We start from the raw sequence: 23,061 nt of genomic DNA on the forward strand, positions 1-23,061 counted from the left end.
AAATAAAGCACGCTAAGCCGGTGGCAGCGGTCGCAATGGCCTGAACTTCCCCGCACCGACCTTGGCACTGCTGCGCCATAGGTAATCGCCGGTCAGGTTGATATGCTCCCACCCCAGCGGGGACAGATAGGGCGAATGATTGGATCACCGCCTTGCCGTCGCTGCTCGCAGCAGCCAGCTTCATGGCCAGCGCCGCCTCGTGAGTCTGCGCGTCAAAGTTTCTGAACTTGGTCGCATCAGCGCCGAGGTAAGCAAGGATGCGCATTTTTTCAGTAAGCGGTGGCTCGGGGTGTGCAGCAACTTTTGGGGCGAGCTGAACGACCTGAACCCATTCCTCCTGCGAAATCGCACCGGTAATAGCCTGCATGTTGCGCCCGAGTTCCTGCATGATCTTGCGTAGCGCCAGTGGCTCAACCTGGGTAGCGTCACCAGCCCAAGCTGGCAACTGAAAACCCCATAAAAGCAGGCAGGCCGTAACGGTCAGGGTGATAGTTCCAAATGCGTGGCTGTGTTTGCGGTGGGTCATGAAATTCTCCTGTAATTCAATCGTTCTCTCATTCGAACTCCCGCCCTTCGCCAGCTTCCTCATGGGTCACGCCGTCGCGGATGTGGTAGATGCGCTTGAATGTGGGGATGATCTTTTCGTCATGGGTGACGACGATGATGGCGGTCTCGAACTTCCGGGCCATGTCGTTGAGGATGCGGATTACAGCCATGGCGCGCTCGGAATCCAGCGGCGCAGTGGGTTCATCGGCCAGGATCACCGGCGGACGATTGACCAGTCCGCGCGCGATGGCGACCCGTTGCTGCTCGCCACCGGAGAGTTGCGAGGGCATTGCGCGAGCTCGGTGTTGCACATCAAGCGCTGTGAGCAATTCCAGTGCCTTCGCGCGCGACTCTCCATTCGCGACGCCTGCAAGCATCGGCAGCAGCGCCACGTTGTCGGTGACATCGAGAAACGGAATCAGGTACGGCGCCTGGAAAACGAAACCGATCTTGTCACGCCGTAAGGCGCGCAGGTCGCGGACTTTCCAGCCATCGGCGTAGATCACTTCATCGCCCAGCGTCATGCGACCGGCGGTCGGTTCGATCACCGCACCCAGACACTTGAGCAGCGTGCTCTTGCCGGACCCGGAAGGGCCGATCAGTCCCACCACTTCACCAGGCGCAACATGCATATTCACGTCTCTCAAGGCAAAGACAGCGGTGTCACCATCGCCATACCGCTTGCTTAAACTTTCGATGTGTATCCCTTTGCTACTCATCTCAACCTCCAATGGCTTCGGCCGGATCGACCTTGAGTGCTATGCGAATGGCGACGAGGCTAGCTAGAACGCAGATCACGAGCACGGCAAAAAAACCGGCGACAGAATCCATTGGCGTGAGCAGGACATATTTTGGAAAAGCCGGTGCTGAAAAGGTGGCTGTGATCTTGCCGACCACGAAGCCAATCACGCCCAGGGCGAGCGCCTGCTGCATGATCATCGCGGCGATGGTTCGGTTGCGTGTGCCGATGAGCTTCAACACCGCGATCTCACGGATTTTGTCCATCGTCAGCGAATAGATGATGAAGGCAACGATGGCCGCGCTAACGATGGCCAGAATCACAAGGAACATGCCGATCTGCTTGGCCGAGGTGGCGATCAGCTTGCCGACGAGGATGTCTTCCATCTGTGCCCGGGTGTAGACCGTCAAACGCTTCCAGCGCTGGATGGATTCGGCAACCTCGTCCGGCGCATGACCAGGTTTCAGAGTGACCAGCACGGCATTGACGAACGCGTTGCTGCTCTGTGAAGCAATCACGGCATCCAGCAAACCTGGATCACCGGGTCGATTGAAGACCGGGTTGGCTTCGGTGCGACGCCGGCTTTGCCAGATGGCATCGTTGTCCTTGAGGAACTGGGCCTCCTGGGCATCTTTGAGCGGAATGAATACCATCGGGTCGCCGCTGGACGACACCATGCGCCGTGTCAGCCCCACGACGTTGTAATGATTGCGGCGAATGGCAAGACGATCTCCCAGTTTGAAGCCGGTGGCGATGTCGGCCACAGCCTCGTAGTGACCGCGCGTGATCTGGCGTCCAGCGACGAGATAAGGAGGCCATCCGGGTGTAGCCCCCAACGCACCGGGCGCGATGCCGACCACCATGGTGCGTACATCACTCTCGCCCTTGCGTACCTGCATGGTCAGGTAGGTCGCGTTCGCAGCCTGTGAGACTCCCGGCATGGCGAGAATGGCGCGATACACGTCATCGTTGAGGCTGGACGACTCCGCATAAGGACCCAGAGTATCCTTTTGCACCACCCAAAGGTCAGCGCCACTGTTGTCGAGCAACGCCTTGCCGTCGTCCACCATGCCTCGGTACACCCCAGCCATGACTAGGGTGACGCCGATCAGCAGACCCAGACCGATGCCGGTGAAGACGAATTTCCCCCAGGCATGGAGAATGTCGCGGCCGGCCAGGCTGATCATCGTGAAACTCCCGGGATATGCTCGACCACATGGATGCGGCTGCGCGCCGTCAGTGCCTTTTCGCTATAGGTCACAACCTGGTCCCCATTCTTGAGCCCTTCGCGCACCTGCACGTAACCATTGAGGTCGGAAGTGCCGAGCTTGACCGGGGAGAAATGCAGATCACCATCCACGATTTGCCAGACACCAACTTTATCGCCTTCACGCTGGACGGCAGCGTTGGGGATCAGTGGAGCGGCCGGGAGCGCCGGCAAGTCAACCGTGACTTCGGCCAGTTCACCCACTGGTGGCAAAGGTTCTGGTTTGTTATCGAATGTCACCTTGGCAAGCGTTTCCTCGGTTACCGCGTCGGCCTTGGGTTCCACCCGCAGCACGCGACCTTTCAAGGTCTGGCCACCACGCGAACGCAGGACGATATGAGCCGGCAGCCCCCCAGCCAGCCCCGATGCGCTGATCTGGTCGAAGCGCACATTGATCCACAAACTCTTGGGGTCGATCACTTCCACCACGGCCTGGCCCGCGACGATGGTCGTGCCGGGATCGGCATCGCGCACGGCGACTACACCGTCGACCGGCGCGATCAGGCGCAGATTGCTCCGCTGCGCGACGAGTGCTTCGCGGTCGGAGCGTGCCCGGGCAATATCTTCCCGAGCGGCGGATAGGGCGGCATCGGCGATCTGCAGTTCCTGCCGCTTGGTGGTGACGATTTCCTCGCTGGTCGAGCGCACCGCAAACAATTGCTCATAGCGGCGCGCCTGGGTTTGCGCGTAGGCTTGCCGGGCTTCTGCCTCGCGCAAAGCCGCTTCCGCCCGCTTGAATACAGACTCCTGTGAGCGCACCCGATCATCAAGGTCGACCGGCTCCATCTCGCCGAGCACCTGTCCGGCCTTGACCTGGTCGCCTACATGCACCTCCAGGCGTTTGACGCGCCCGGCAAACGTCGGTCCGATCTTGTAGGTGTAGCGCGCCTCCACCGTGCCGATGCCGAACAGCGCCGGTGTGATAGCCTGTGATTCCACGCTTGCCACCGTCACAGCGACCGGGGCGAGCGGCCCTGATCGCAGACCGACATAAATAAAAAGCACCAGCAAAGGAATGATGACGGCAAGCAGTGCCAGGGTGCGGCCTTGCAAGGGTAACTTTTTCATTGCGCACTCCTTATGCCACGCCGATAAATTGCAAAGACGCGCGGCGCATCGCGGTGCATACGTCCCACATCACCCGCCAACAGCGATTGCATGACCAAGCCCTGGATCGTGCCAATGAACAGCGTTGCCGCCGCCTCGTTGTCAAGCGAGGGAGACAACTCGCCGCTGGCCTTGCCTTTCTCGATGAGACGATGCAAACGTTCGCCGTAGCGCTGAATCAAGGTTTGCACCATGCGCTTGGCCGGTGTCGATTCGGCACGCTGAAGCTCACCAAACATCATTCTTGGCACGCCTGGGTGCTCAGCTACGAATTCGATATGACTCATGAACATCGCCTCCATGGCTGCCAAGGGCGACTCGATTCCTTGTGCGGATCGATCGATTCTGGCTAATAGGCGCTCTGCTACCCACTCCATGACCGCCTGCCAAATGGCTTCCTTGTTCGGGAAGTGCCGAAACAGCGCACCCTGGGTCAAGTTCATGTGTTTAGCGATAGCCGCAGTGGTTATCTCGCTTGGGTTTTGTGAACCGGCAAGCGCCACGACGGACTCGACAGTTACGGCACGACGTTCATCGGCCGGCAGATGCTTTGGATGGGTGTCCACGAGCACTCCTGGTAAGATAGTAATTGATTACTATCTTACCACAAGAGGCAACTCAAACAAGAGAAAACCCGACGTACTCGTCAATATCTAGAGTCTGCAATGGGCTTAACGTGCTTTATTTTCCGTTTTCTGAGACGTCCCCAGTATGGCAACCACGATCAGTTGTGTAGAGACATTAAAGTTGTATCCTTTAACCTGAAAAAGACTTTAAAGTTGTAAACTTTTAAAAAAAACACATACAAAACATGATACTAAGTGTGTATCACACGCTGTTCCAACATTATGCCTTGATGTTCTTGCAGGAACTGCAATTTACAGGAGGAAAAAGGTGTTTTTGTAGTTATCTGGCGTTACGTGACAGTGTTGGTCAGATACTTCCACCTCTTCAGAGTTAAAGTTTGATATATGGGAAAAAAACGCTCCCGGACGGGAGCGTAAGCCAGTGACTTCGGCGTCAAATGAGGGTCTGACAAGTGGAGCTGCGGGTTAATTCTGGGTGATCTGGCTGCGATGCTTTTCAGCCTGCTGCTGATGAATAACGGAAGATTGACCATTATTCGCCTTCTCATGCATAACAGCGGCTTTCTCATGCTCGTTCATTTCGGAAAATGATTTTGCTGTTTCGTTAGAAGCTGCTGGCTTGGATTTCATCATTTTTTTATGCATTTCAGCCATGTCCTGATGGGCAGCAGAATTGCCGTTTTGCATCATTTCATGGGACATTGCGGCCTGATCGTGACCGCTCATATCCATCATTTTCATGCTCTCCCCCTGAACTGCACTTTTTTCAGCGGATGATTGCATCTGATGGGCAGGCGCCTGGGCATTATTTACCTGGTCATGCATGTTCATTGTCTCTGCAGCCCAGGCAGATGAAGCGACAGCCATCATGGCAATAAAGGATACAAGGATCTTTTTCATGGTTGGGTCTCCGGTGTTTTCATACCCGAACAATCAATGCTTATAACAGAGAAAGCATTTGATCTCAGGGCTGGTTGATCATCACGCCAGGAACCGGGCGATTGAATTATCACGCTGTCCTGATTTATGGCTGATTATAAAAAACCGCCTCTGTTTATCGCGTGACTGAACGATGACATTTTTGTCACCTTCCGGGTTTCTCCTGAATAACGGTATTAATCCATTAACAGACGCACACTGAACACAATTTCCCGCCCCTGCTGTTCTGCTGACAGCTCGCCGCCGTGAGCATGAATGATCGACCTTGTAATTGATAATCCCAGCCCCGCGCCTTCCGTGTTGTAGAACCTTGATGAGTCTGCGCGATAGAACCGGTCAAACAAACGTTCCAGATTAGCGGGAACCTGGCCGGATATCGTATTCGTAATCATCACGTTCACACAGTCACTGTCACGCTCAAGGTGTATCGCTGTACAGGTGTTATCGGGAGAATACTTGATTGCATTGGAAAGCAGGTTACTGAAAGCACGTCGGAGCATATCGCTGTCTCCGGCAACAACGCCCTCTCCTTCAACCGTGATTGTCTTTCCTGTTTCGTCTGCCAGGGGGTCGAACAACTCACGTAATTCATTCAGTTCGGCTGCCAGATCCACATCATGTTTATCCAGCCGCAGCAGACCATGCTCTGAACGTGCCAGAAAAAGCATGTCACTGGTCATTCGTGACAACCTTTTCAGTTCTTCCAGGTTAGCGAATAAAATTTCGCGGTAATGCGAAACATCCCTTTCCTTAGCCAGTGCAAACTGCGTCTGCATCATCAGATTACTGACTGGTGTGCGCAGCTCATGCGCGATGTCAGACGAGAAATCTGACAGTTTCCGGAATGCCCCCTCCAGGCGATCAAACATATTATTGAACTCCTGCATGGTCTCAGAGATTTCCGGCGGAGCCAGATCGGGATTTAGACGCTGATCCAGGCTGTGTACAGTCATGGAGGAAGCCAGACTGGTCATTTCCCGTAACGGTTTCAGACCAATACGTGTGGTCAGCCAGCCCAGAAAAACAGAAATAAAGACCAGACCGATATTGAACCAGAACAGCCAGGTACTGAGTTTGTCCATAAACAGGGTGTGATACCCAGTATCCGTGGCAACCGTAATGATGACATGTTTGCTTTTACCCTGTTCCGGCGTCACGGCAACCCGCCGCGAGATACTGCGGTACACGGTGTTATTTTCTTCCGTCTGGATCATATAGTCGAGAATATCACCCGACTTATTAAGCAGGACCGCTGGAACAACAGAATTTTTGGCATAGAGTTCAACAATTTTTTCATTTTCCATGTTTTTTATAGAAATGAATAAACCATTGTGCCCTACCATCGCATCGTTTATTTTTTCTGATAATGACTTAATATCCGTTTTGTTCCGGAACGTCTCTGTTTTAAGAAACTCTTCGGTGAGCTGAAGTTTACCTGTCAGAAAATCGCGGTCCTGATTATCGAAATAGCCATTAAGGGTGCTAATCAGGATAAAACTTGATAACCACCATACCGTAAGCATCACCGCAGAAAAAATCAGGCTCAGGCGTGTGGTCAGGGAAATTTTGAACCTCACTCTTCTCTGATCTCCAGGACATATCCGGCACCGCGAACGGTATGGATCAGTTTTGGCTCAAAGTCATCATCAATTTTACTTCTCAGACGTCTCACGGCGACATCAATCACATTCGTATCACTGTCAAAATTCATGTTCCAGACCAGGGACGAGATAAGACTCCTGGGTAACACTTCTCCGGTGCGTTGCAGCAGCAACTCAAGCAGAACGTATTCTTTACCGGTGAGATGGATCTTCTTCCCCGAACGGATCACGGTCCGGCGCACCATATCAACGGTCATATCGGCGATGGTGCAGACTGTTGCGGCCTGCGAGCGTGCCCGGCGCAGTAGGGTTCTTACACGTGCAACCAGCTCCGTAAAATCAAAGGGCTTAATCAGGTAGTCATCTGCGCCAAGCTCCAGTCCTTTCACTTTGTCCCGCACGTTGTCCTTTGCGGTTAAAAACAGGACCGGTTCTTCGTGCCCGGACTCCCTCAGTGCGCTGATGATTTGCCACCCGTCGAGGAAAGGCAGCATCACGTCCAGTATTATCAAATCATACTGTCCCTTCGACGCGGCCCCGAGACCATCGCGGCCATTATTAAAGAGATCGGCCTGATAGCCTTCCTCAACCAGTCCCTGCTGCAGGTAACGACCTGTTTTTTGTTCGTCTTCAACGATTAAAATACGCTGCATGGTCAACTCGCTGATATGAAAGTAAAAATCTCACGCATGAGCTTTGGCTGTCCCCTAGCTGACCTGAGACGGAGCAAGCATTCCGAGCCACGCTACGGCGCCCAGAATGATAATCGCAACAACGAATTCTGTCAGGATGCTGTTTCGCATCAGGGCAACGCTGCGATCATAATTCCCTTCCCTGACCATAACTTCAAGCCGGGGACCCAGGTGAAACCGGTTTGCTGCAGCCAGAAGAAGCATCAGAACAAACAGAGCCGTCTTGGCAAGCAATATCCTCCCCCAGGAACTGTTGAATAAGGGAGTTAAGTTACCCTCAGCAATATACAGATAGTTGACCAGCGCACTCAGGATCAGGGCTACAACAATCACCGTTCCTGCCGTGGCAAATTTTGCCAGGGAGTCAGATATCACAATGACGCTCTGTGCATTATGCTCGTTTCTGCGCATCAGCAGGATAGCAAATGCAACCAGAGCACCTGTCCAGGCACCTGCAGCGCCGAGATGGGTCAGATCGCTCAGTAAATGGAGATAGTAATGCAGACCGTCATGCATAACGGCGTGTCCTCCCCAGGCAAGTGTAGCCAGCGCCACGCCCCCACTCATCGTCATCAGCAGGCAGGACAATACTCTCTTATTAGTGTAAAGGAACAAAGCACCGAGTGTGGTAAACAGGGCACAGAGCCTGACAATCCAGCTAATACCCACATCAGTTTCTTCTATCACCATCTCGATAACATGGATGGATAATTCTCTGAGGTCAGTTACTCCACTCATGGCATTAGATACCAGGAGCATATTAATGCCAGTAAGAATGATGCCTGTAACAACAGCAAAGGTTATAAACGACCTGAAATTAGTCAGGTTATAGGTTTCATATCTGACACCGCTTATTCCATATATCTGAAAAAATGGCAATCCAAATATTACCATCAAATCCAGATAAAGAAGAAAACGAATAACAATCATAATCAGGTCGTTCATAATATTACTTCACTGTAAAGGTGTAATTACCGGTAATAGGGTGCGTATCTGAAGAAACCGCGCGCCAGTCAACACGATAAGTGCCAGCGGGTAAAGGCTCTCGCGGAATAATGACCATCGATTTAGGGTCAGCGCCTGGCGCCACTTTTGCCGCGACCGGCATCGGAGAATGTGATGACATGCCTTTCATACCCGTCATCGTTAATTTTGCACCTGAGAATTTCACGGTCAGATTTTCCGAGAAATTAAGCTGAATCTTTTCCGGGGCCGCTACGGCTGAATCAGCCTGTGGCACAGAGCTTTTTAATTCCGGATGGGCCATAGCAGAGAAAGCAACGCCCATAACGAGGCCACCTGTAAGAATGGCTTTATTTAAAATCGACATTTTATTTACCTGTTTAGTTGAGTGTTTTATATCAGTGCGTTAAAACCAGATTCTGGCTCCCGCCAGGAATACTACCTGATGGTCTTTCTCACCTTCTCTTTTCGCCATATCGGATGTTTTCCCGTAAAGTTGATTCCAGGAAACGCCTATATAGGGTGCAAACTCACGGCGTATTTCATAGCGCAGCCGGAGCCCCAGCTCTGTGTCAGTCAGTCCCCTGCCGCGACCCCGCGATTCATCATCCTGACTGTAGAAATTCACCTCATAGGATGGCTGGAGTATGAGCCGGTTAGTCAGTAAAACGTCGTATTCTCCTCCCAGACGAAGGGCTGCTTTTCCGCCATTACTGACAAAACCCGTAATTTCAGACTCAAAATTATAGAGTGCCAGCCCCTGAAAACCGACAGCAGCCCAGGTCCGGGCAGAAGCAGGTCTGAAATCCTGCCTGACACCCGCAACCAAATCCCACCATGGGCCAACCGCATGTCCCCAGAGTAACTGCGCTTCAGCCGCCTCCGTTTCCCCATTGCTTCGTTCACCTTCACTCTTTAGCCAAATCCGATCTGTGTCGCCTCCAATCCAGCTGTTAACACTCCAGCTGAAATTGTTGGTGTTATCCGACCGTTGCCATTCCAGTTGATCCAGCAGAACCAGATAATTAATCGCACTGTCGTGAATCGCATGCCCCTGTAAATTGCCGAATGCAGCCTTCCGGTCGGCATCGGTAACAGGCGGAATTGGCGTTCTGCTCTCAGTTACAATGGGCTCCATTGACGTCATCTCAGTGAAATTCTCATCTGCTGGCATCTGCATGGCAGACATGTCGTGCCCGGCGTGGGGATCTGCAGAGACGGAGCCCGCCGCAATAGAAAGCTGTGAGGTAAACAAACCGGCGACCAGAACAGGTATGGCCTTCAAATTTCTCTTCATTCGCATCATTCCTCCACCCGGACTTCACGAAACATTCCCATTTCCATGTGATAGAGCAAATGGCAGTGATACGCCCAGCGGCCAAGCGCATCTGCTGTCACTCTGTAACTGCGTTTTGTACCAGGGGGAACATCTATTGTGTGTTTACGAACCATGAAATTACCGTTTTCATCTTCCAGATCGCTCCACATACCATGCAGGTGAATGGGGTGAGTCATCATGGTATCGTTGATCAGCGTGATCCTGAGCCGCTCACCGTATTTCAGCAGCACCGGTGCGGCATCTGAAAACTTGATTCCGTTAAATGACCAGGCAAACTTTTCCATGTGGCCGGTTAAATGCAGTTCTATGGTACGGCCAGGTTCACGTCCGTCAGGATCCTCAAAGCGGCTTTTCAAATCCGCGTACGTGAGAACCTTTCTTCCGTTATTTCGAAGACCAATACCCGGATCATTTAATTTCGGAGAGACGCTCATCGCCTGCATATCAACCAGTGGGTTATCCGTTTCTGACGCAGGATGACTTTGCATACCCGGCATTCCGGCCATCCGGGAATGATCCATACCGGCCATGCTGCTGTGATCCATGGGCGCGGAGGATGTCCCGCTATCCGGAAGGTCAGCACCGTCCATAGACATCATCTCTCCGCTGTTATCCATGCCTCCCATCTGGCTGTGGTCCATTCCTGCCATATCATGTCCCATTCCCCCCATACCCATATCTTCCATGGTCAACAGAGGACGGGGATCGAGGGGGGGAACGGCAGCACTTAACCCCTCTCTCGTGGCCAGTGTCCCTCGAGCGTAACCGGTCCTGTCCATGGATTGTGCGAAGATGGTATAGGCCTCACCCTGAGGCTCCACAATGACATCATAGGTTTCGGCAACGGCAATCCTGAATTCGTCAACGGTAACCGGGTTTACATACTGGCCATCTGCAGCCACGACCGTCATTTTCAGCCCGGGGATACGGATATCGAAATAGGTCATTGCCGAGCCGTTGATAAACCGTAAGCGTATCTTTTCACCGGGACGGAACAGTCCGGTCCAGTTTTTCAGCGGGGCCTGCCCGTTCATGAGATAGGTGTAGGTGTAGCCACTGACATCCGCGAGGTCAGTCGGATTCATTTTCATTTCAGCCCACATTTTCCGATCGGCAATGGTGGCTGACAGCCCCCTGGTATTCACGTCGCGGAAAAAAGAGCCAACGGTTGGTTTATTGAAATTGTAGTAATCCGACTGTTTTTTTAATTTTTTCAGCAGGCTGTGAGGATTTTCATCGGTCCAGTCAGACAACATGACCACATGCTCACGATCGTAAGCAAACGGTTCTGGCTCCCTGGCATCGATGATAATGGCACCGTATACCCCCTCCTGTTCCTGCAGACCGGAATGGCTGTGGTACCAGTAAGTCCCGTTCTGCTTAACCTTAAAGGTGTAAACGTAGGTATCATCAGGCTCTATGCCCATAAAACTCAGCCCCGGAACACCATCCATATTGGCCGGAAGAATAATGCCGTGCCAGTGAATGGACGTCTGTTCATTAAGACGGTTTTTGACCTTCAGGGTAATGGTGTCACCTTCTTTCCAGCGAAGAACGGGCCCCGGCAGGCCTCCATTGATTGTTTTGGCCTGACGCTCACTGCCCGTGATATTGACGGCCGTTTCACCAATGGTCAGGTCAAACTGAGTACCCTGCAGGGATGCGGCAACTGGCAGGCTCAGACTGGAACGCGCATTGAAACTCCATACGCCAAGACTTCCGGCTACGCCAGAGAGGGTTAACCCCTTCAGGAAAGTTCGTCGAGACGTTTTCAACAGCATGCGCATTCCCTTATTTAAAGTATGGTTACTGACAGAATTCGAGAACCGATTTAAATTAAATTACTGGTTCATCCACTTACAATGAAATGAATCTAGCACACCTTAAGAAACAAATTCATTACAATCGTGTAATGTACATAGCTGTATTACATTTACGTCATCTTCCCCACAGGTTGATTATTTTTATATATGATCATAAGGACATCTTTTATTTACCTCAGAAGGTAATTACACATGAATATATTAATCACGACCACTGCGTTTACAGCTTTATTTTGTGGGGCAGCTTTTGCTCAGTCCAGTGATATTGCCCATGAAGCACATCGATTTGTTAATAATGCCTCAGCCGTCAGTCATGTGAATTCCTCGACGCATGAAAACTTACCGGACAGGGTTAATAAAAACAACACGCCCTCATTCTCTGAAATGAATGAACATGAAAGGGCCATTGTTGCTCATTCATTTATGAACAACAGCGCGTCCTATGCGCATCAGAAAATGATTGAGGAACATAAAAAAATGCTGTCCGGCAGTGATGCAAATTCAAAGACCTCGTCTTCTTCTTTTAACGAACTGAATGCCGGAGAAAAAGCCGCTCTCGTGCATGAGCAGGTCAATAATGCCGGTGCGGAAGCACATCAGACGCAGGCAAGAAAGCTTCGCGGGCTGTATTCGACCAGGTAACTGCAGGCGGGTTAGTGCTTAGCGTCAGGTGCGCAGCAGGGCTTTACTGACGGGTTACGTAGCAGGACATGAGCCCCATATTGCTCTGCCGTAACCTGTTTCAGTCCCGTTAATCATCACCGTCGGGCTGGTCATACAGTTCCCAGAGCTTCAGGAGCAAACGGGAAACAAGATATGTTACAAAAATGACGACCATCAACGGTGCTCCCGATTAACTGACAGATGACACGCCTCCTGAAAACCCCTAGCATACGCCGCAGTGTTCATGCTAACGGCGAATTCCAGTAAATGTATTCTACCGATGTCGTAAAAGAAAATGCCTACCTTTCAGCCACCCGCTCGGGGCTGGAATCGAACGAGATCGCTACTCTTCAGCGCTCCTTGCCTTCCCGGTTTAATCTGCGGCATTTGAAAAAAAATGAATCATTAAAACTCGTACTGCAAAAGAAAGCGGGAAAATCACGTGTCGTGGCCTATAAATTTACGTCCGGTTCATTTAATTACACGGCGTATCGTATATCAGATAAAAAGTTCTATAACCTTTCCGATACTTCCGGGAAAGGCAGTCTCGATTATCCGTTACCGGCCACAGCAAGACTCAGTTCGCCTTTCAATCCTGCAAGACTTAACCCGGTATCGGGAAAAGTGAGTCCCCATAATGGCATTGATTATTCCATGCCCATGAACACGAAAATAGTCAGCGTCATCGACGGAAAAATCACCCGGGCCGAATACAACAGTACCATGGGATATTTTGTTGAAGTAACGGGAAAAGCCGGTGTTAAAACTCGCTATCTCCACCTCAATAAAATACTCGTTACTAAAGGGGCCAGGGTTACACGGGGAGGTGCTATTGCGTTATCCGGTAACAGCGGACGTTCATCCGGTCCTCATCTGCATTACGAGCTGGTCATCAATAACAACCCTGTTAACTCTCTGGCGTTCCGGGCAGCGGCACCCGCTGATAACAAACTCGAACAGCATGCCTTTGCGCATGCCAGAGACTACGAACGATACCTGGACTGATAACGGGACCGCGACGCGGCCCCGTCTGCCGGATTAATTTTTTTTATCGTTTTCACTTCCGTGATGTTGATGATCTCCATGCCCTCCGTGGCCGTGGAAAAGATGCATTAGCGGGCAGACCAGCAATAACAGATATGGCCAGTAACCTGCCACATGTGACCAGTGTTCGCGCAGGAGGGCAAATGCCGCGATCGCGGCGACAGCAATAAGCGCATAGGTGGTACTTTTCATACTGGACTCCTTCTGTTCGTAACTGACCCTTCACTCAGTGTTATTTCCCGAGCCTGACACTTTTCAGACGCAACGCATTCACAATGACGCTGACGGAGGAAAGAGCCATGGCCGCCGCCGCAATAACTGGCGACAGCAGTATTCCATACACAGGATAAAGCAGACCTGCAGCCACAGGCACGCCAAGTGCGTTGTAGATAAATGCAAAAAACAGATTCTGACGGATATTTTTCATGGTGATCTCTGACAGATGACGGGCCCTGTTCAGTATCATCAAGTCGCCTTTGAGAAGGGTGACTCCGGCACTTTCAATTGCCACATCTGTACCCGTTCCCATGGCTATACCCACGTCAGCCGCTGCCAGCGCCGGGGCATCATTCACACCGTCTCCGGCCATCGCAACCACATGGCCAGACTCTTTCAGTCGGGTTATCACTGCTTTTTTGCCATCCGGCAGAATTCCGGCTTCAACCTCATCTATTCCCAGTTTCCGTGCGACTGCTTCAGCAGTAAGCTGGTTATCCCCGGTGAGCATAACAATGCGGATCCCCGCCTGACGCAAAGCTTTAAGCGCATCCGGCGTGGTTGTTTTCACGGGATCCGAGATAGCTATCAGGCCTGCAAGGTCCCCGTCTGTGGCCACATAGATAACGGTAGCGCCTTCCATCCGCAACGTATCCGCAACGGCCTTTTGATTATCAATAACGATACTGTTTTCCTGCATAGCCAGTTCATTACCAATAACAACCCGTTGACCTTCGACATCGCCTGAGACACCTTTACCCGACGGTGCATCGAAATGAGTGACTGCGGGTATTGCGATCCCCTTTTCCTGTGCTGCTTTAACTACTGCCATACCCAGCGGATGCTGCGAGCCTTTTTCCACTGCGGCTGTTACACGCAAAAGAGATGTTTCCCCACCCGGATTGAGACTGATAATCCCTGTCACCGTAGGCGAACCTTCCGTGAGCGTGCCTGTTTTGTCGACAACCAGCGTGTCCACTTTTTCAAGACGCTCAAGGGCTTCGGCATTCCTGATTAACACCCCGGCCTGGGCTCCTTTGCCCACCCCCACCATTATCGACATCGGCGTGGCCAGCCCCAGCGCGCAGGGACAGGCAATAATCAGGACCGACACAGCCGCAATGAGACCGTGCGCCATCCTGGGCTCGGGCCCCCAGACAGACCAGATCACGAAAGCAACAACCGCGATAAGTATCACCAGAGGAACAAACCAGCCTGAAACGCTGTCAGCCATTCTCTGGATGGGGGCACGCGAACGCTGTGCATCAGCGACCATCTGAACAATTCGTGAGAGCATTGTTTCATCACCGACTTTCTCTGCACGGATGATGAGACTCCCTGTCTGATTAATGGTCCCCCCGATGACAGGGTCACCCTCCGTTTTGGTAACCGGCATAGATTCCCCGGTCACCATCGATTCATCAACGGTTGTTTTGCCTTCGATCACAATACCGTCGACCGGAATACTCTCTCCTGGTCTGATGCGGAGCTTATCGCCAGGCAGAACATCTTCCGCATTAATATCCGTTTCATGACCGTCATGATCCAGCCGCCTGGCGGTTTTGGGGGCAAGATTCAGTAGTGCAGTAATGGCACCTGAGGTTTGTTCCCGTGCCCGCAGCTCAAGAACCTGTCCCAGCAGAACAAGCACCGTAATAACTGCTGCGGCTTCAAAATAAACGGCCACCAGGCCATCCATGTTTCTGAACGATGCAGGAAACCAGGAGGGGAAGACGGTTGCAATGACGCTGTACACCCAGGCTACGCCGGTGCCCATTGCAACAAGGGTAAACATATTCAGGGAGCGGTTACGTAACGACATTCCGGCCCGGGCGAAGAATGGCCAGCCACACCACAACACGACAGGAGAGGCCAGAAGCAGCTGCAGCCATGTGTTGTACTGTGGCGGTACTGTATTCCTCAAGGCGGGAAACAGATGAGATCCCATTTCGAGTACCAGAACCGGAAACGCCAGCAACAACCCCAGCCAGAAGCGTCTTGTCATGTCGCGAAGTTCATCACTTGGCCCCGTGGATGCCGTAGCTACGAGCGGCTCCAGTGCCATTCCACAGACAGGACAGCTTCCGGGACCACTGCGGCGTATCTCCGGGTGCATCGGACATGTCCACACACCTTCAGAATTCTCTTTCTCCGCCTGGTGGTGAGGCTGTTTTATCTGATCAGGGCTGACTTCGTGATGATCGTGGTGATGGTGATGGGAATGTTCACTGGCATCTTCGGTAAGATAACGATCGGGATGGGCTTTAAATTTACTCTCACAGCTGGCGGAGCAGAAATAAAGTTGATGGTCCTGGTATCGAATGCTGCTGTGCGCCCTGTCGGGCAGGATGTCCATCCCGCACACGGGATCTCTCACCTTATGCAATACGTGGCCCTCGTCCGGGGATAATGTCTGCTCAGAAGCAGTCTGGTTGTTGTGTTGCACTGCATTGTCATTTTTCACAGTAACTCTCCTTATGCATACCGAAGCATCTTCTGTCTTCAGGGTATGTCATGGATGCGATTACCACGAATGCCGCCGGCATAAGAGTGCCTGCTGCCGGCGTCCCGTTATCAGCCGTTCCGCTGACTATTCGATTCGCTGGAAGACTTTTTTACTTCCATCCGGTGAGAATGCGATAACATCGTAAGCCTCTTTTCGGGCTCCCATCTCCATTCCAGGACTTCCTGCTGGCATACCGGGGGTGGCGAGACCGTATATACCTGAACCAGACTGCATTGCCTTATGTATCGTTGTCGCAGGCACATGGCCTTCAATGATCAAATTACCGGCAACCGCGGTATGACAACTTCGCAGTCCTGCAGGAATAGCATGCTTTTCTTTCAGGGCTGACAGCGCCTGATCATTCATGACGTGAGTTCGTACTTCAAACCCGTCTTTTTCCATCGCCTTGCCCCACAGGGAACAACAGCCACAGTTTTCAGATTTGTACATATCAATCACTTTTTCACTCGCCATCGCGGGCAGTGAAAGGCCGAGAGCCAGCGCCATCAGAACCACTTTTTTCATACTCACCTCTGTATATTATCGATTTAAACCCTGACGTCAGGGTGAATCAGTAAAGAAGGACACCCACAGGGGGTGCCCTTTCAGGTTCAGGACACGCTTTTTTTATGTCTGCGCAGCCAGATTAATTTGTAGGCGGCAGGAATAATGAACAGGGACAGCAGCGGAGCCGTGATCATCCCACCAATCATGGGTGCCGCGATACGGCTCATGACTTCTGAACCTGCACCGGTTCCCCAGAGTATTGGCAGCAGACCCGCAATGATCACCGCCACGGTCATGGCTTTCGGCCGGACACGCAGTACGGCACCATGATAGAGGGCTTCATCAAGGCCTTCCGGTGTGAACGTCTCTTTACGGGACAATTCCGGGTGCGCTTCAATGGCATGACGCAGATACATCAGCATGACCACGCCAAACTCTGCTGCCACCCCGGCCAGAGCGATAAACCCCGTTCCGGTTGCGACAGACATATGGAAGCCCTGCCAGTACAGGAACCATATCCCGCCAACCAGGGCGAACGGCAGGCTCATCAGGATCAGCAGGGCTTCATCAACCCGGCGGAATGCCAGATACAACAGGATGAAGATGATCATCACCGTCATCGGCACCATCAGCTTCAGTTTCTTGTTGGCATGCTCAAGCAGTTCAAACTGTCCGGAGAATGACACGCTGGTACCCGGTCTCAGTTTCACTTTCTGACTGATCGCCGTTTTAATGTCATTAACCACCGACACCATATCCCTGCCGCGCGCGTCAATGTAAATCCAGCTGGCTGGACGGGCATTTTCCGTTTTCAGCATAGTCGGCCCGGAAACGACCTTAATATCCGCAACATCGCCCAGCGTGATCTGCTGCTTCATCGGGGTCAGGATCGGCATCTGTTTCAGGGCCTGCGGGCTGTTCCGGTAATCCTGCGGATAGCGGATATTAATCGGGTACCGGGCCACGCCTTCAACCGTCTCACCCACCATAGCCCCACCGATGGCTGATGAGATGAACAGCTGCACATCGCCCACCGTCATTCCGTAGCGGGAGGCTTTTTCCCGGTTGATATCCACATCAATGTAGCGCCCGCCTTCCAGTCGCTCTGCGAGAGCAGACACTACGCCGGGTACGGTTTTGGCGACCGCTTCGATACTCTGCGCCGTTGCATCGATATCGGACAGAACCGTTCCGGACACCTTGATACCTATCGGGCTTTTGATCCCGGTTGAGAGCATATCAATACGGTTACGGATTGGCGGCACCCAGAGGTTTGCCAGCCCCGGTAAACGGACGGTCCTGTCGAGTTCTTCAATAATCTTGTCAATCGTCATGCCTGGACGCCACTGATCCTCAGGTTTGAGCTGGATCGTGGTTTCAACCATTTCGAGCGGTGCGGAATCCGTGGCGGTCTCTGCTTTACCGGTCTTGCCAAATACAGAGGCCACTTCAGGAACGCTTTTGATTAACTTGTCCGTCGTCTGCAGGAGCGCTGCAGCTTCAGCCGGAGAGACACCCGGCAGGGTCGACGGCATATACAACAGGTCGCCCTCGTTAATCTTCGGCAGAAACTCACCGCCCACCTGGCTCAGCGGCCAGATAACGGTGAAAATGGACAAGGCCGCAACCAGCAGGGTTGTTTTTGGCCAGTGGAGAACCCGCAACAGCAATGGATGATACGCTTTGATCAGTACCCGGTTCAGGGGGTTACTGGTCTCTGCAGGAATTTTCCCCCGGATCCAGAATCCCATCAGAATCGGAATGACGATGATGGCCAGCGCGGCCGCGCCCGCCATGGAGTACGTTTTCGTGAATGCCAGCGGGCCAAACAGACGTCCTTCCTGACCTTCCAGGGTAAAGATAGGAATAAAGGACAGGGTGATGATCAGCAGGCTGATAAACAGTGCGGGTCCCACTTCAACGGAGGCATCGGTAATCACCTTCCAGCGGGTGGCGTTGTCAATCTGCTCACCAGGATGCTGATGATCCCACTCCTCAAGCCGCTTATGCGCATTCTCAATCATCACAATGGCGGCATCCACCATCGCACCGACGGCAATCGCTATCCCTCCCAGCGACATGATATTGGCGTTCAGTCCCTGGAAGTGCATGACGATAAAGGCGATACACAGACCAAGCGGCAGAGAGATAATCGCCACCAGGGCAGAACGTACGTGCCACAGGAACAGGGCACAGACGATGGCCACCACGATAAACTCTTCCAGAAGTTTGGAACTGAGGTTATCAATCGCCCGGTCGATGAGCTGGCTGCGATCGTAGGTGGTCACGATTTCAACGCCTTCCGGCAGGCTGGCCTTCAGCGTCTCAAGTTTATCCCTCACTGCCGTGATAACGTCGCGTGCATTTTTACCCGACCGCAGGATCACCACGCCGCCAGCGACTTCGCCCTGGCCGTTCAGCTCGGCAATACCACGCCGCATTTCAGGCCCGGTCTGCACTCGGGCAACATCCCGCAGATAAACCGGCACGCCGTTCTCGCCTGTTTTCAGGACGATGTTATTAAAATCATCAATGCTCTGAAGATAACCGCTGGCACGGACCATATACTCAGCTTCGGCCATTTCAACGGATGAGCCACCGGCCTCCTGGTTAGACGATTCAAGGGCCTGTTTCACTTCGGGCAGGCTGATACCATACTGAGACAGTTTTACCGGATTGACCTGAATCTGGTACTGTTTCACCACGCCGCCAACCGAAGCGACCTCAGCCACGTTCGGGATGGTTTTCAGCTCAAATTTCAGGAACCAGTCCTGCAGAGAACGCAGTTCTGAAAGGTCGTGTTTTCCGCTGCGATCGACAAGGGCATATTCAAATATCCAGCCCACCCCCGTGGCGTCCGGACCGATTTCAGAACTCACACCGGCGGGCAGTTTTCCCTGTACCTGGTTCAGGTACTCCAGCACGCGGGAACGGGCCCAGTACAGATCGGTGCCGTCTTCAAAAATGACATACACATACGAATCACCGAACTGTGAAAAACCACGCACGGTTTTTGCGCCAGGCACGGACAGCATGGTGGTGGTAAGTGGATAGGTGACCTGGTTTTCTACAATCTGCGGGGCCTGGCCGGGATAGCTGGTTTTGATAATGACCTGCACATCTGACAGGTCAGGCAAGGCATCGACAGGCGTGTTAATAATCGTCCATGTGCCCCAGATGCTGAGAAACAGGGCCCCCATCATGACCAGGAAACGGTTGGCGACAGAGCGCCGGATAATCCATTCAATCATCGTCGTCTCCTCAGTGCCCTGAATGCATATTTACAGGCTGGTCAGACATTGCTGGCATACTGCTTTCTGTTTTTTCAGGGTGGCGCATACGTTCCAGTGCGCCCGTAATATTGGCTTCAGAGTCAATGAGGAACAGGCCACTGACCACCACGGTATCGCCTTCATTCAGGCCGGAGCCGATGCCGGACTGTTGCTGTGACTCATGCAGAACGTGGATCTGTTTCGGCACAAACTTGCCTTCATCATCAACAGTAATCACGCGCTGTTCTTTGCCGGTATCGATAACGGCCTGGCTTGGTATCAGCAGCATCTCCTGGCTTCTGGTATTCAGTTTCAGATAGGCATTCATGCCCGGCTTGAGAAACTCATCCTTATTAGAAACCTGGAGACGGACCTGAAGCGTACGGGTTGTCTGATCCACGCTGGGAAGAATATTCCATTTTTCGACATGGAATGTTTTATCCGGATAAGCCGGTACCGAAATTTCAAACTGCGACGTATCTTTCAGCAGATAGGCGATAGATTCTGGCACTGCAGCGCTGATCCAGACCGGGTCCATTCCCTGAATCTGAGCCACCACCTTATCTTTCGAAATATTCATGCCGGTGCGCAGGTCAAATGCAGTAATGACACCATCAATAGGTGCTTTAATGGTAAAACGGGTCTGAATGCTCCGGGTAGAACGCAGTCTCTGAATATCCTCTTCCGGCATACCTGCCAGGCGAAGCCGTTCCAGAACGCCTTTAATTTGCGTGGAAGTACCACCGGTGCTGGATAACAGAAGGAATTCACTCTGTGCTTCCACCCAGTCCGGAATGGTAATATCGATAAGTGGCGTCCCCTTCTTCACATGATCGCCAATCGTCATGGGGTAGACTTTTTCGACAAACCCGTCAGAACGCGCCTGCACAATAACAAACTGATACTCGTTATATCTGACATTAGCCGGGATTGTCTGAGAATAATTCAGCATTCCTCGCGTGACTTTTTGCGTTTTTAATCCCAGATTCTGAACCTGGGTTGGGTCGATACGGATCCCGCCACTGCTTTTATCGCCACTGTCATCAGCATATTTTGGCACCAGGTCCATATCCATAAAGGGCGATTTTCCGGGTTTATCAAATTTGGTATCCGGTTTCATTGGGTCATACCAGAAAAGCACCTTTCGTTCCGGTGCCTTTTGTTCTGTTTTTTCTGTCTTTTGTGCTGAGTTTACATACTGCCAGGCAGTAACCGATATCAGCCCCCCTGCTATGAGGCTGCTGATAATTATTGCAGCATATTTTATCTTTAAAGAAGCCATACAATTTTCCGCTAAAAAATCAAAACACCTGGCATATGCGCCTGACGGTTAACTCACACATATACCTATGTGAATGTACAGGCGCACAGGATGTAATCGCTCCGGACAGCCAATCAGGACTGCGTCACGTTAATGCTTTTAAGTAAAGAAATATTACCCTGCTGAATAAACGAGAAATCGACATGGTTGCCGGTTTTCAGGGCATTGATAGCGTCGTCTGCATTAACAAAAGTGAAGCGCATGGTCATTGCAGGCCAGCCCACCGCAGGGATTGCTTCGTGCGAAATGGTGATCTTTTTACTATTTATATCAATTTCTTTAACGACACCGGTGCCCTTGATAACCTGCTGTACCGAAGCATCACTGGCAGTATTCATATCGCCATGCTGATGTGTTTCAGCATGAAGACCGGCAGAAAACATGACAGAGAAGGCACCAAATAAAACGGCTTTAAGTGAATTACGCATTTTAAATTTCCTGATTAATGAAATAAATTTACTCTACCCAACCGCCACCCAGTGCGGTAAACAGATTAATTTCGTTAACCTGCCGGGAATAGGTAAGATCGAGAATGGTTTGCTGCGTAGCGAAGAGAGAACGCTCTGCATCCAGCACTTCAATGTAACTGACAGCACCACTGGAATATAATCCTCTGGCACGCTGGAGAGTTATCTGAAGTGAATCAAGATAACGCTGCTGTGACTCAAGTTGCTGGCTAAGGCTGTCGCGCAGCGCAAGCGTGTCGGAAACATCCTTAAAGGCTGACTGAATTTTTTGTTCGTAATTAACCACCGACTGTTGCTGGCGAATTTCAGCCAGCTTCAGATTGGCTTTATTCCTGCCAGCATTAAATATAGGAATTTCAATTTTAGGGATAAAATTCCACATTCCACTTCCTGACGTAAACAGGCTGGACAGCTCCGTACTGCTTGCGGAAAGACCACTGGTCAGGGTAATTGAGGGGAAAAAGGCCGCTCGCGCTGCGCCAATATTGGCATCAGCCGCTTTCAGCTGATATTCCGCTTCCATAATATCCGGTCGCTGCAGCAAAATTTGTGAAGACAGATTTGGTGGCAATTTTACTGGGGCTATCTCCCCGCCTTTCATCCCTTTTTCTGACGGAAGTGCGCGGTACGTTCCCAGCACCAGTTGCAGGGCATTGTTTGCCTGAGCCAGATCGCCTTCTCGTTTGGCTATTTCGGCGCGGGTACTTTCGATTTGTCCTCGCGCCTGTTCAAGTGCCAGAACGTTCGTACTCCCGGTCACGAGCTGCTGCTCAACGAAAGCATAGGACTGTTGATAATTTTTCAGCGTTTCCCGCGCAATACGAAGTTGTTCGTACGCCAGTTGCTGGCTGAAATAGCTTTGTGAAACGTTGGATACCAGCAGGATGTGTACGGCCCGACGGGCTTCTTCGCTGGCAAAGTAGTTCTGGCGATCAGCATCACTCATGTTCTTAAGTTTGCCGAAAAAATCGAGCTCATAACTGAACTCCAGACCTGCGTCGTACTCCTGTGTGGTCGGCTTGTCACCTTTCAGACCACCGCTGTATGTGATCCCGGATGAGGCATTCAGCTGGGGATAACGATCTGCATCCGTGACGTTGAACTGGGCCCGGGCCTCTTCAACCTTCAGGGCAGCCATTCTCAAATCACGGTTATTAGTCAGGGCTTCAGTAATCAGCCGGGTGACCTGGGGATCGACAAAAAAGTTACGCCAGCCCGTATCCTGATAGCCATTCACCGCTGGCGTCAGGCTGTTACGGGACAGTGAAAACTGCTGGGGTACCGGTGCTGCCGGACGCTGATATTCAGGCGCCAGAGAGACACAACCAGCCAGAATGAAGATTGTGCTGATGCTGAGTAGTTTTAATTTGAACATATTGCTTCTCGTCCAGGCAGACCTGGTAAATGGTTCAAATGAAGTTCAGAGTATTACCAGGGTTACTTTACATAATGCACTCTGTTT

Annotated in this window: 21 protein-coding genes; 2 read left to right on the forward strand and 19 right to left on the reverse strand. The window is 51.9% G+C overall.

Going from position 1 to position 23,061, the window contains the following annotated elements; genetic code table 11:
- The 12 genes from OGY18_RS13405 to pcoA all read right to left on the reverse strand — a co-directional run.
- On the reverse strand, nt 1-526 hold a 526-nt coding region (locus tag OGY18_RS13405; RefSeq protein ID WP_044258217.1), incomplete at its 3' end, for a hypothetical protein.
- A gap of 28 nt (nt 527-554) precedes the next feature.
- Complete coding sequence (locus OGY18_RS13410; protein WP_022652302.1) at nt 555-1,265, reverse strand: ABC transporter ATP-binding protein; 711 nt, start codon at nt 1,263-1,265, stop codon at nt 555-557.
- 1 nt (nt 1,266) lies between these two features.
- Nucleotides 1,267-2,472 (reverse strand): ABC transporter permease, encoded by a 1,206-nt coding sequence (locus tag OGY18_RS13415; RefSeq protein ID WP_286553339.1) that lies wholly within the window; start codon nt 2,470-2,472, stop codon nt 1,267-1,269.
- Entirely contained in the window at nt 2,469-3,620 is a 1,152-nt protein-coding gene (locus OGY18_RS13420; protein WP_022652304.1) for an efflux RND transporter periplasmic adaptor subunit, read from the reverse strand. Before OGY18_RS13420 ends, OGY18_RS13415 begins: the two co-directional genes overlap by 4 nt.
- A complete protein-coding gene (locus OGY18_RS13425) occupies nt 3,617-4,225 on the reverse strand; it encodes a TetR/AcrR family transcriptional regulator (RefSeq protein ID WP_004393990.1) in 609 nt (202 codons plus the stop codon). Before OGY18_RS13425 ends, OGY18_RS13420 begins: the two co-directional genes overlap by 4 nt.
- 486 nt (nt 4,226-4,711) lie before the next feature.
- On the reverse strand, nt 4,712-5,146 hold the full coding sequence (gene pcoE, locus OGY18_RS13430) for a copper resistance system metallochaperone PcoE (RefSeq protein ID WP_038633679.1): 435 nt from the start codon (nt 5,144-5,146) through the stop codon (nt 4,712-4,714).
- A 215-nt stretch (nt 5,147-5,361) separates the two neighbouring features.
- Nucleotides 5,362-6,762: a copper resistance membrane spanning protein PcoS gene (gene pcoS, locus OGY18_RS13435; RefSeq protein ID WP_142514401.1), complete on the reverse strand. Its 1,401-nt coding sequence runs from the start codon at nt 6,760-6,762 to the stop codon at nt 5,362-5,364.
- Nucleotides 6,759-7,439, reverse strand: coding sequence for a copper response regulator transcription factor PcoR (pcoR, locus tag OGY18_RS13440; RefSeq protein WP_001188930.1), 681 nt, complete (start codon nt 7,437-7,439; stop codon nt 6,759-6,761). The genes pcoS and pcoR overlap by 4 nt, the downstream gene beginning before the upstream one ends.
- A 54-nt stretch (nt 7,440-7,493) precedes the next feature.
- Nucleotides 7,494-8,372, reverse strand: a complete 879-nt coding sequence (pcoD, locus tag OGY18_RS13445; protein ID WP_306453573.1) for a copper resistance inner membrane protein PcoD — start codon at nt 8,370-8,372, stop codon at nt 7,494-7,496.
- A gap of 55 nt (nt 8,373-8,427) precedes the next feature.
- Nucleotides 8,428-8,808 carry a copper resistance system metallochaperone PcoC gene (gene pcoC / locus OGY18_RS13450; RefSeq protein ID WP_000025662.1) on the reverse strand — a complete coding sequence of 127 codons (381 nt, stop codon included), beginning with the start codon at nt 8,806-8,808 and terminating at the stop codon, nt 8,428-8,430.
- A gap of 39 nt (nt 8,809-8,847) precedes the next feature.
- A complete protein-coding gene (gene pcoB / locus OGY18_RS13455) occupies nt 8,848-9,738 on the reverse strand; it encodes a copper resistance outer membrane transporter PcoB (protein ID WP_001378118.1) in 891 nt (296 codons plus the stop codon).
- Nucleotides 9,739-9,743: 5 nt separating this feature from the next.
- A complete protein-coding gene (gene pcoA, locus OGY18_RS13460) occupies nt 9,744-11,561 on the reverse strand; it encodes a multicopper oxidase PcoA (protein ID WP_000925242.1) in 1,818 nt (605 codons plus the stop codon).
- Nucleotides 11,562-11,795: 234 nt separating this feature from the next.
- Here pcoA and OGY18_RS13465 point away from each other — a divergent pair, with 234 nt between their 5' ends.
- Together OGY18_RS13465 and OGY18_RS13470 are read left to right on the forward strand one after the other, a co-directional pair.
- On the forward strand, nt 11,796-12,245 hold the full coding sequence (locus OGY18_RS13465) for a PcoE/SilE family metal-binding protein (RefSeq protein WP_001023257.1): 450 nt from the start codon (nt 11,796-11,798) through the stop codon (nt 12,243-12,245).
- Between the two features lie 288 nt (nt 12,246-12,533).
- Nucleotides 12,534-13,271, forward strand: coding sequence for a peptidoglycan DD-metalloendopeptidase family protein (locus OGY18_RS13470; protein ID WP_000287501.1), 738 nt, complete (start codon nt 12,534-12,536; stop codon nt 13,269-13,271).
- A 33-nt stretch (nt 13,272-13,304) separates the two neighbouring features.
- Here OGY18_RS13470 and OGY18_RS13475 read toward each other — a convergent pair whose 3' ends face one another.
- From OGY18_RS13475 to silC, 7 genes are all read right to left on the reverse strand, one after another.
- Nucleotides 13,305-13,502 carry a DUF2933 domain-containing protein gene (locus OGY18_RS13475; RefSeq protein ID WP_000843494.1) on the reverse strand — a complete coding sequence of 66 codons (198 nt, stop codon included), beginning with the start codon at nt 13,500-13,502 and terminating at the stop codon, nt 13,305-13,307.
- A gap of 40 nt (nt 13,503-13,542) precedes the next feature.
- Nucleotides 13,543-15,990: an Ag(+)-translocating P-type ATPase SilP gene (silP, locus tag OGY18_RS13480; RefSeq protein ID WP_023331515.1), complete on the reverse strand. Its 2,448-nt coding sequence runs from the start codon at nt 15,988-15,990 to the stop codon at nt 13,543-13,545.
- A gap of 126 nt (nt 15,991-16,116) precedes the next feature.
- Nucleotides 16,117-16,557 (reverse strand): DUF411 domain-containing protein, encoded by a 441-nt coding sequence (locus OGY18_RS13485; protein ID WP_000758228.1) that lies wholly within the window; start codon nt 16,555-16,557, stop codon nt 16,117-16,119.
- Between the two features lie 86 nt (nt 16,558-16,643).
- Nucleotides 16,644-19,790, reverse strand: a complete 3,147-nt coding sequence (silA, locus tag OGY18_RS13490) for a Cu(+)/Ag(+) efflux RND transporter permease subunit SilA (RefSeq protein ID WP_032620969.1) — start codon at nt 19,788-19,790, stop codon at nt 16,644-16,646.
- 10 nt (nt 19,791-19,800) lie between these two features.
- Nucleotides 19,801-21,093 (reverse strand): Cu(+)/Ag(+) efflux RND transporter periplasmic adaptor subunit SilB, encoded by a 1,293-nt coding sequence (gene silB / locus OGY18_RS13495; RefSeq protein WP_286553343.1) that lies wholly within the window; start codon nt 21,091-21,093, stop codon nt 19,801-19,803.
- 113 nt (nt 21,094-21,206) lie between these two features.
- Entirely contained in the window at nt 21,207-21,560 is a 354-nt protein-coding gene (gene cusF / locus OGY18_RS13500; protein ID WP_008786772.1) for a cation efflux system protein CusF, read from the reverse strand.
- 28 nt (nt 21,561-21,588) lie between these two features.
- Nucleotides 21,589-22,974: a Cu(+)/Ag(+) efflux RND transporter outer membrane channel SilC gene (gene silC, locus OGY18_RS13505; protein WP_038633711.1), complete on the reverse strand. Its 1,386-nt coding sequence runs from the start codon at nt 22,972-22,974 to the stop codon at nt 21,589-21,591.
- Nucleotides 22,975-23,061 lie beyond the last annotated feature (87 nt).

Source organism: Citrobacter sp. Cpo142, from assembly GCF_030332425.1.
Taxonomy (GTDB): Bacteria; Pseudomonadota; Gammaproteobacteria; order Enterobacterales; family Enterobacteriaceae; genus Citrobacter; species Citrobacter portucalensis.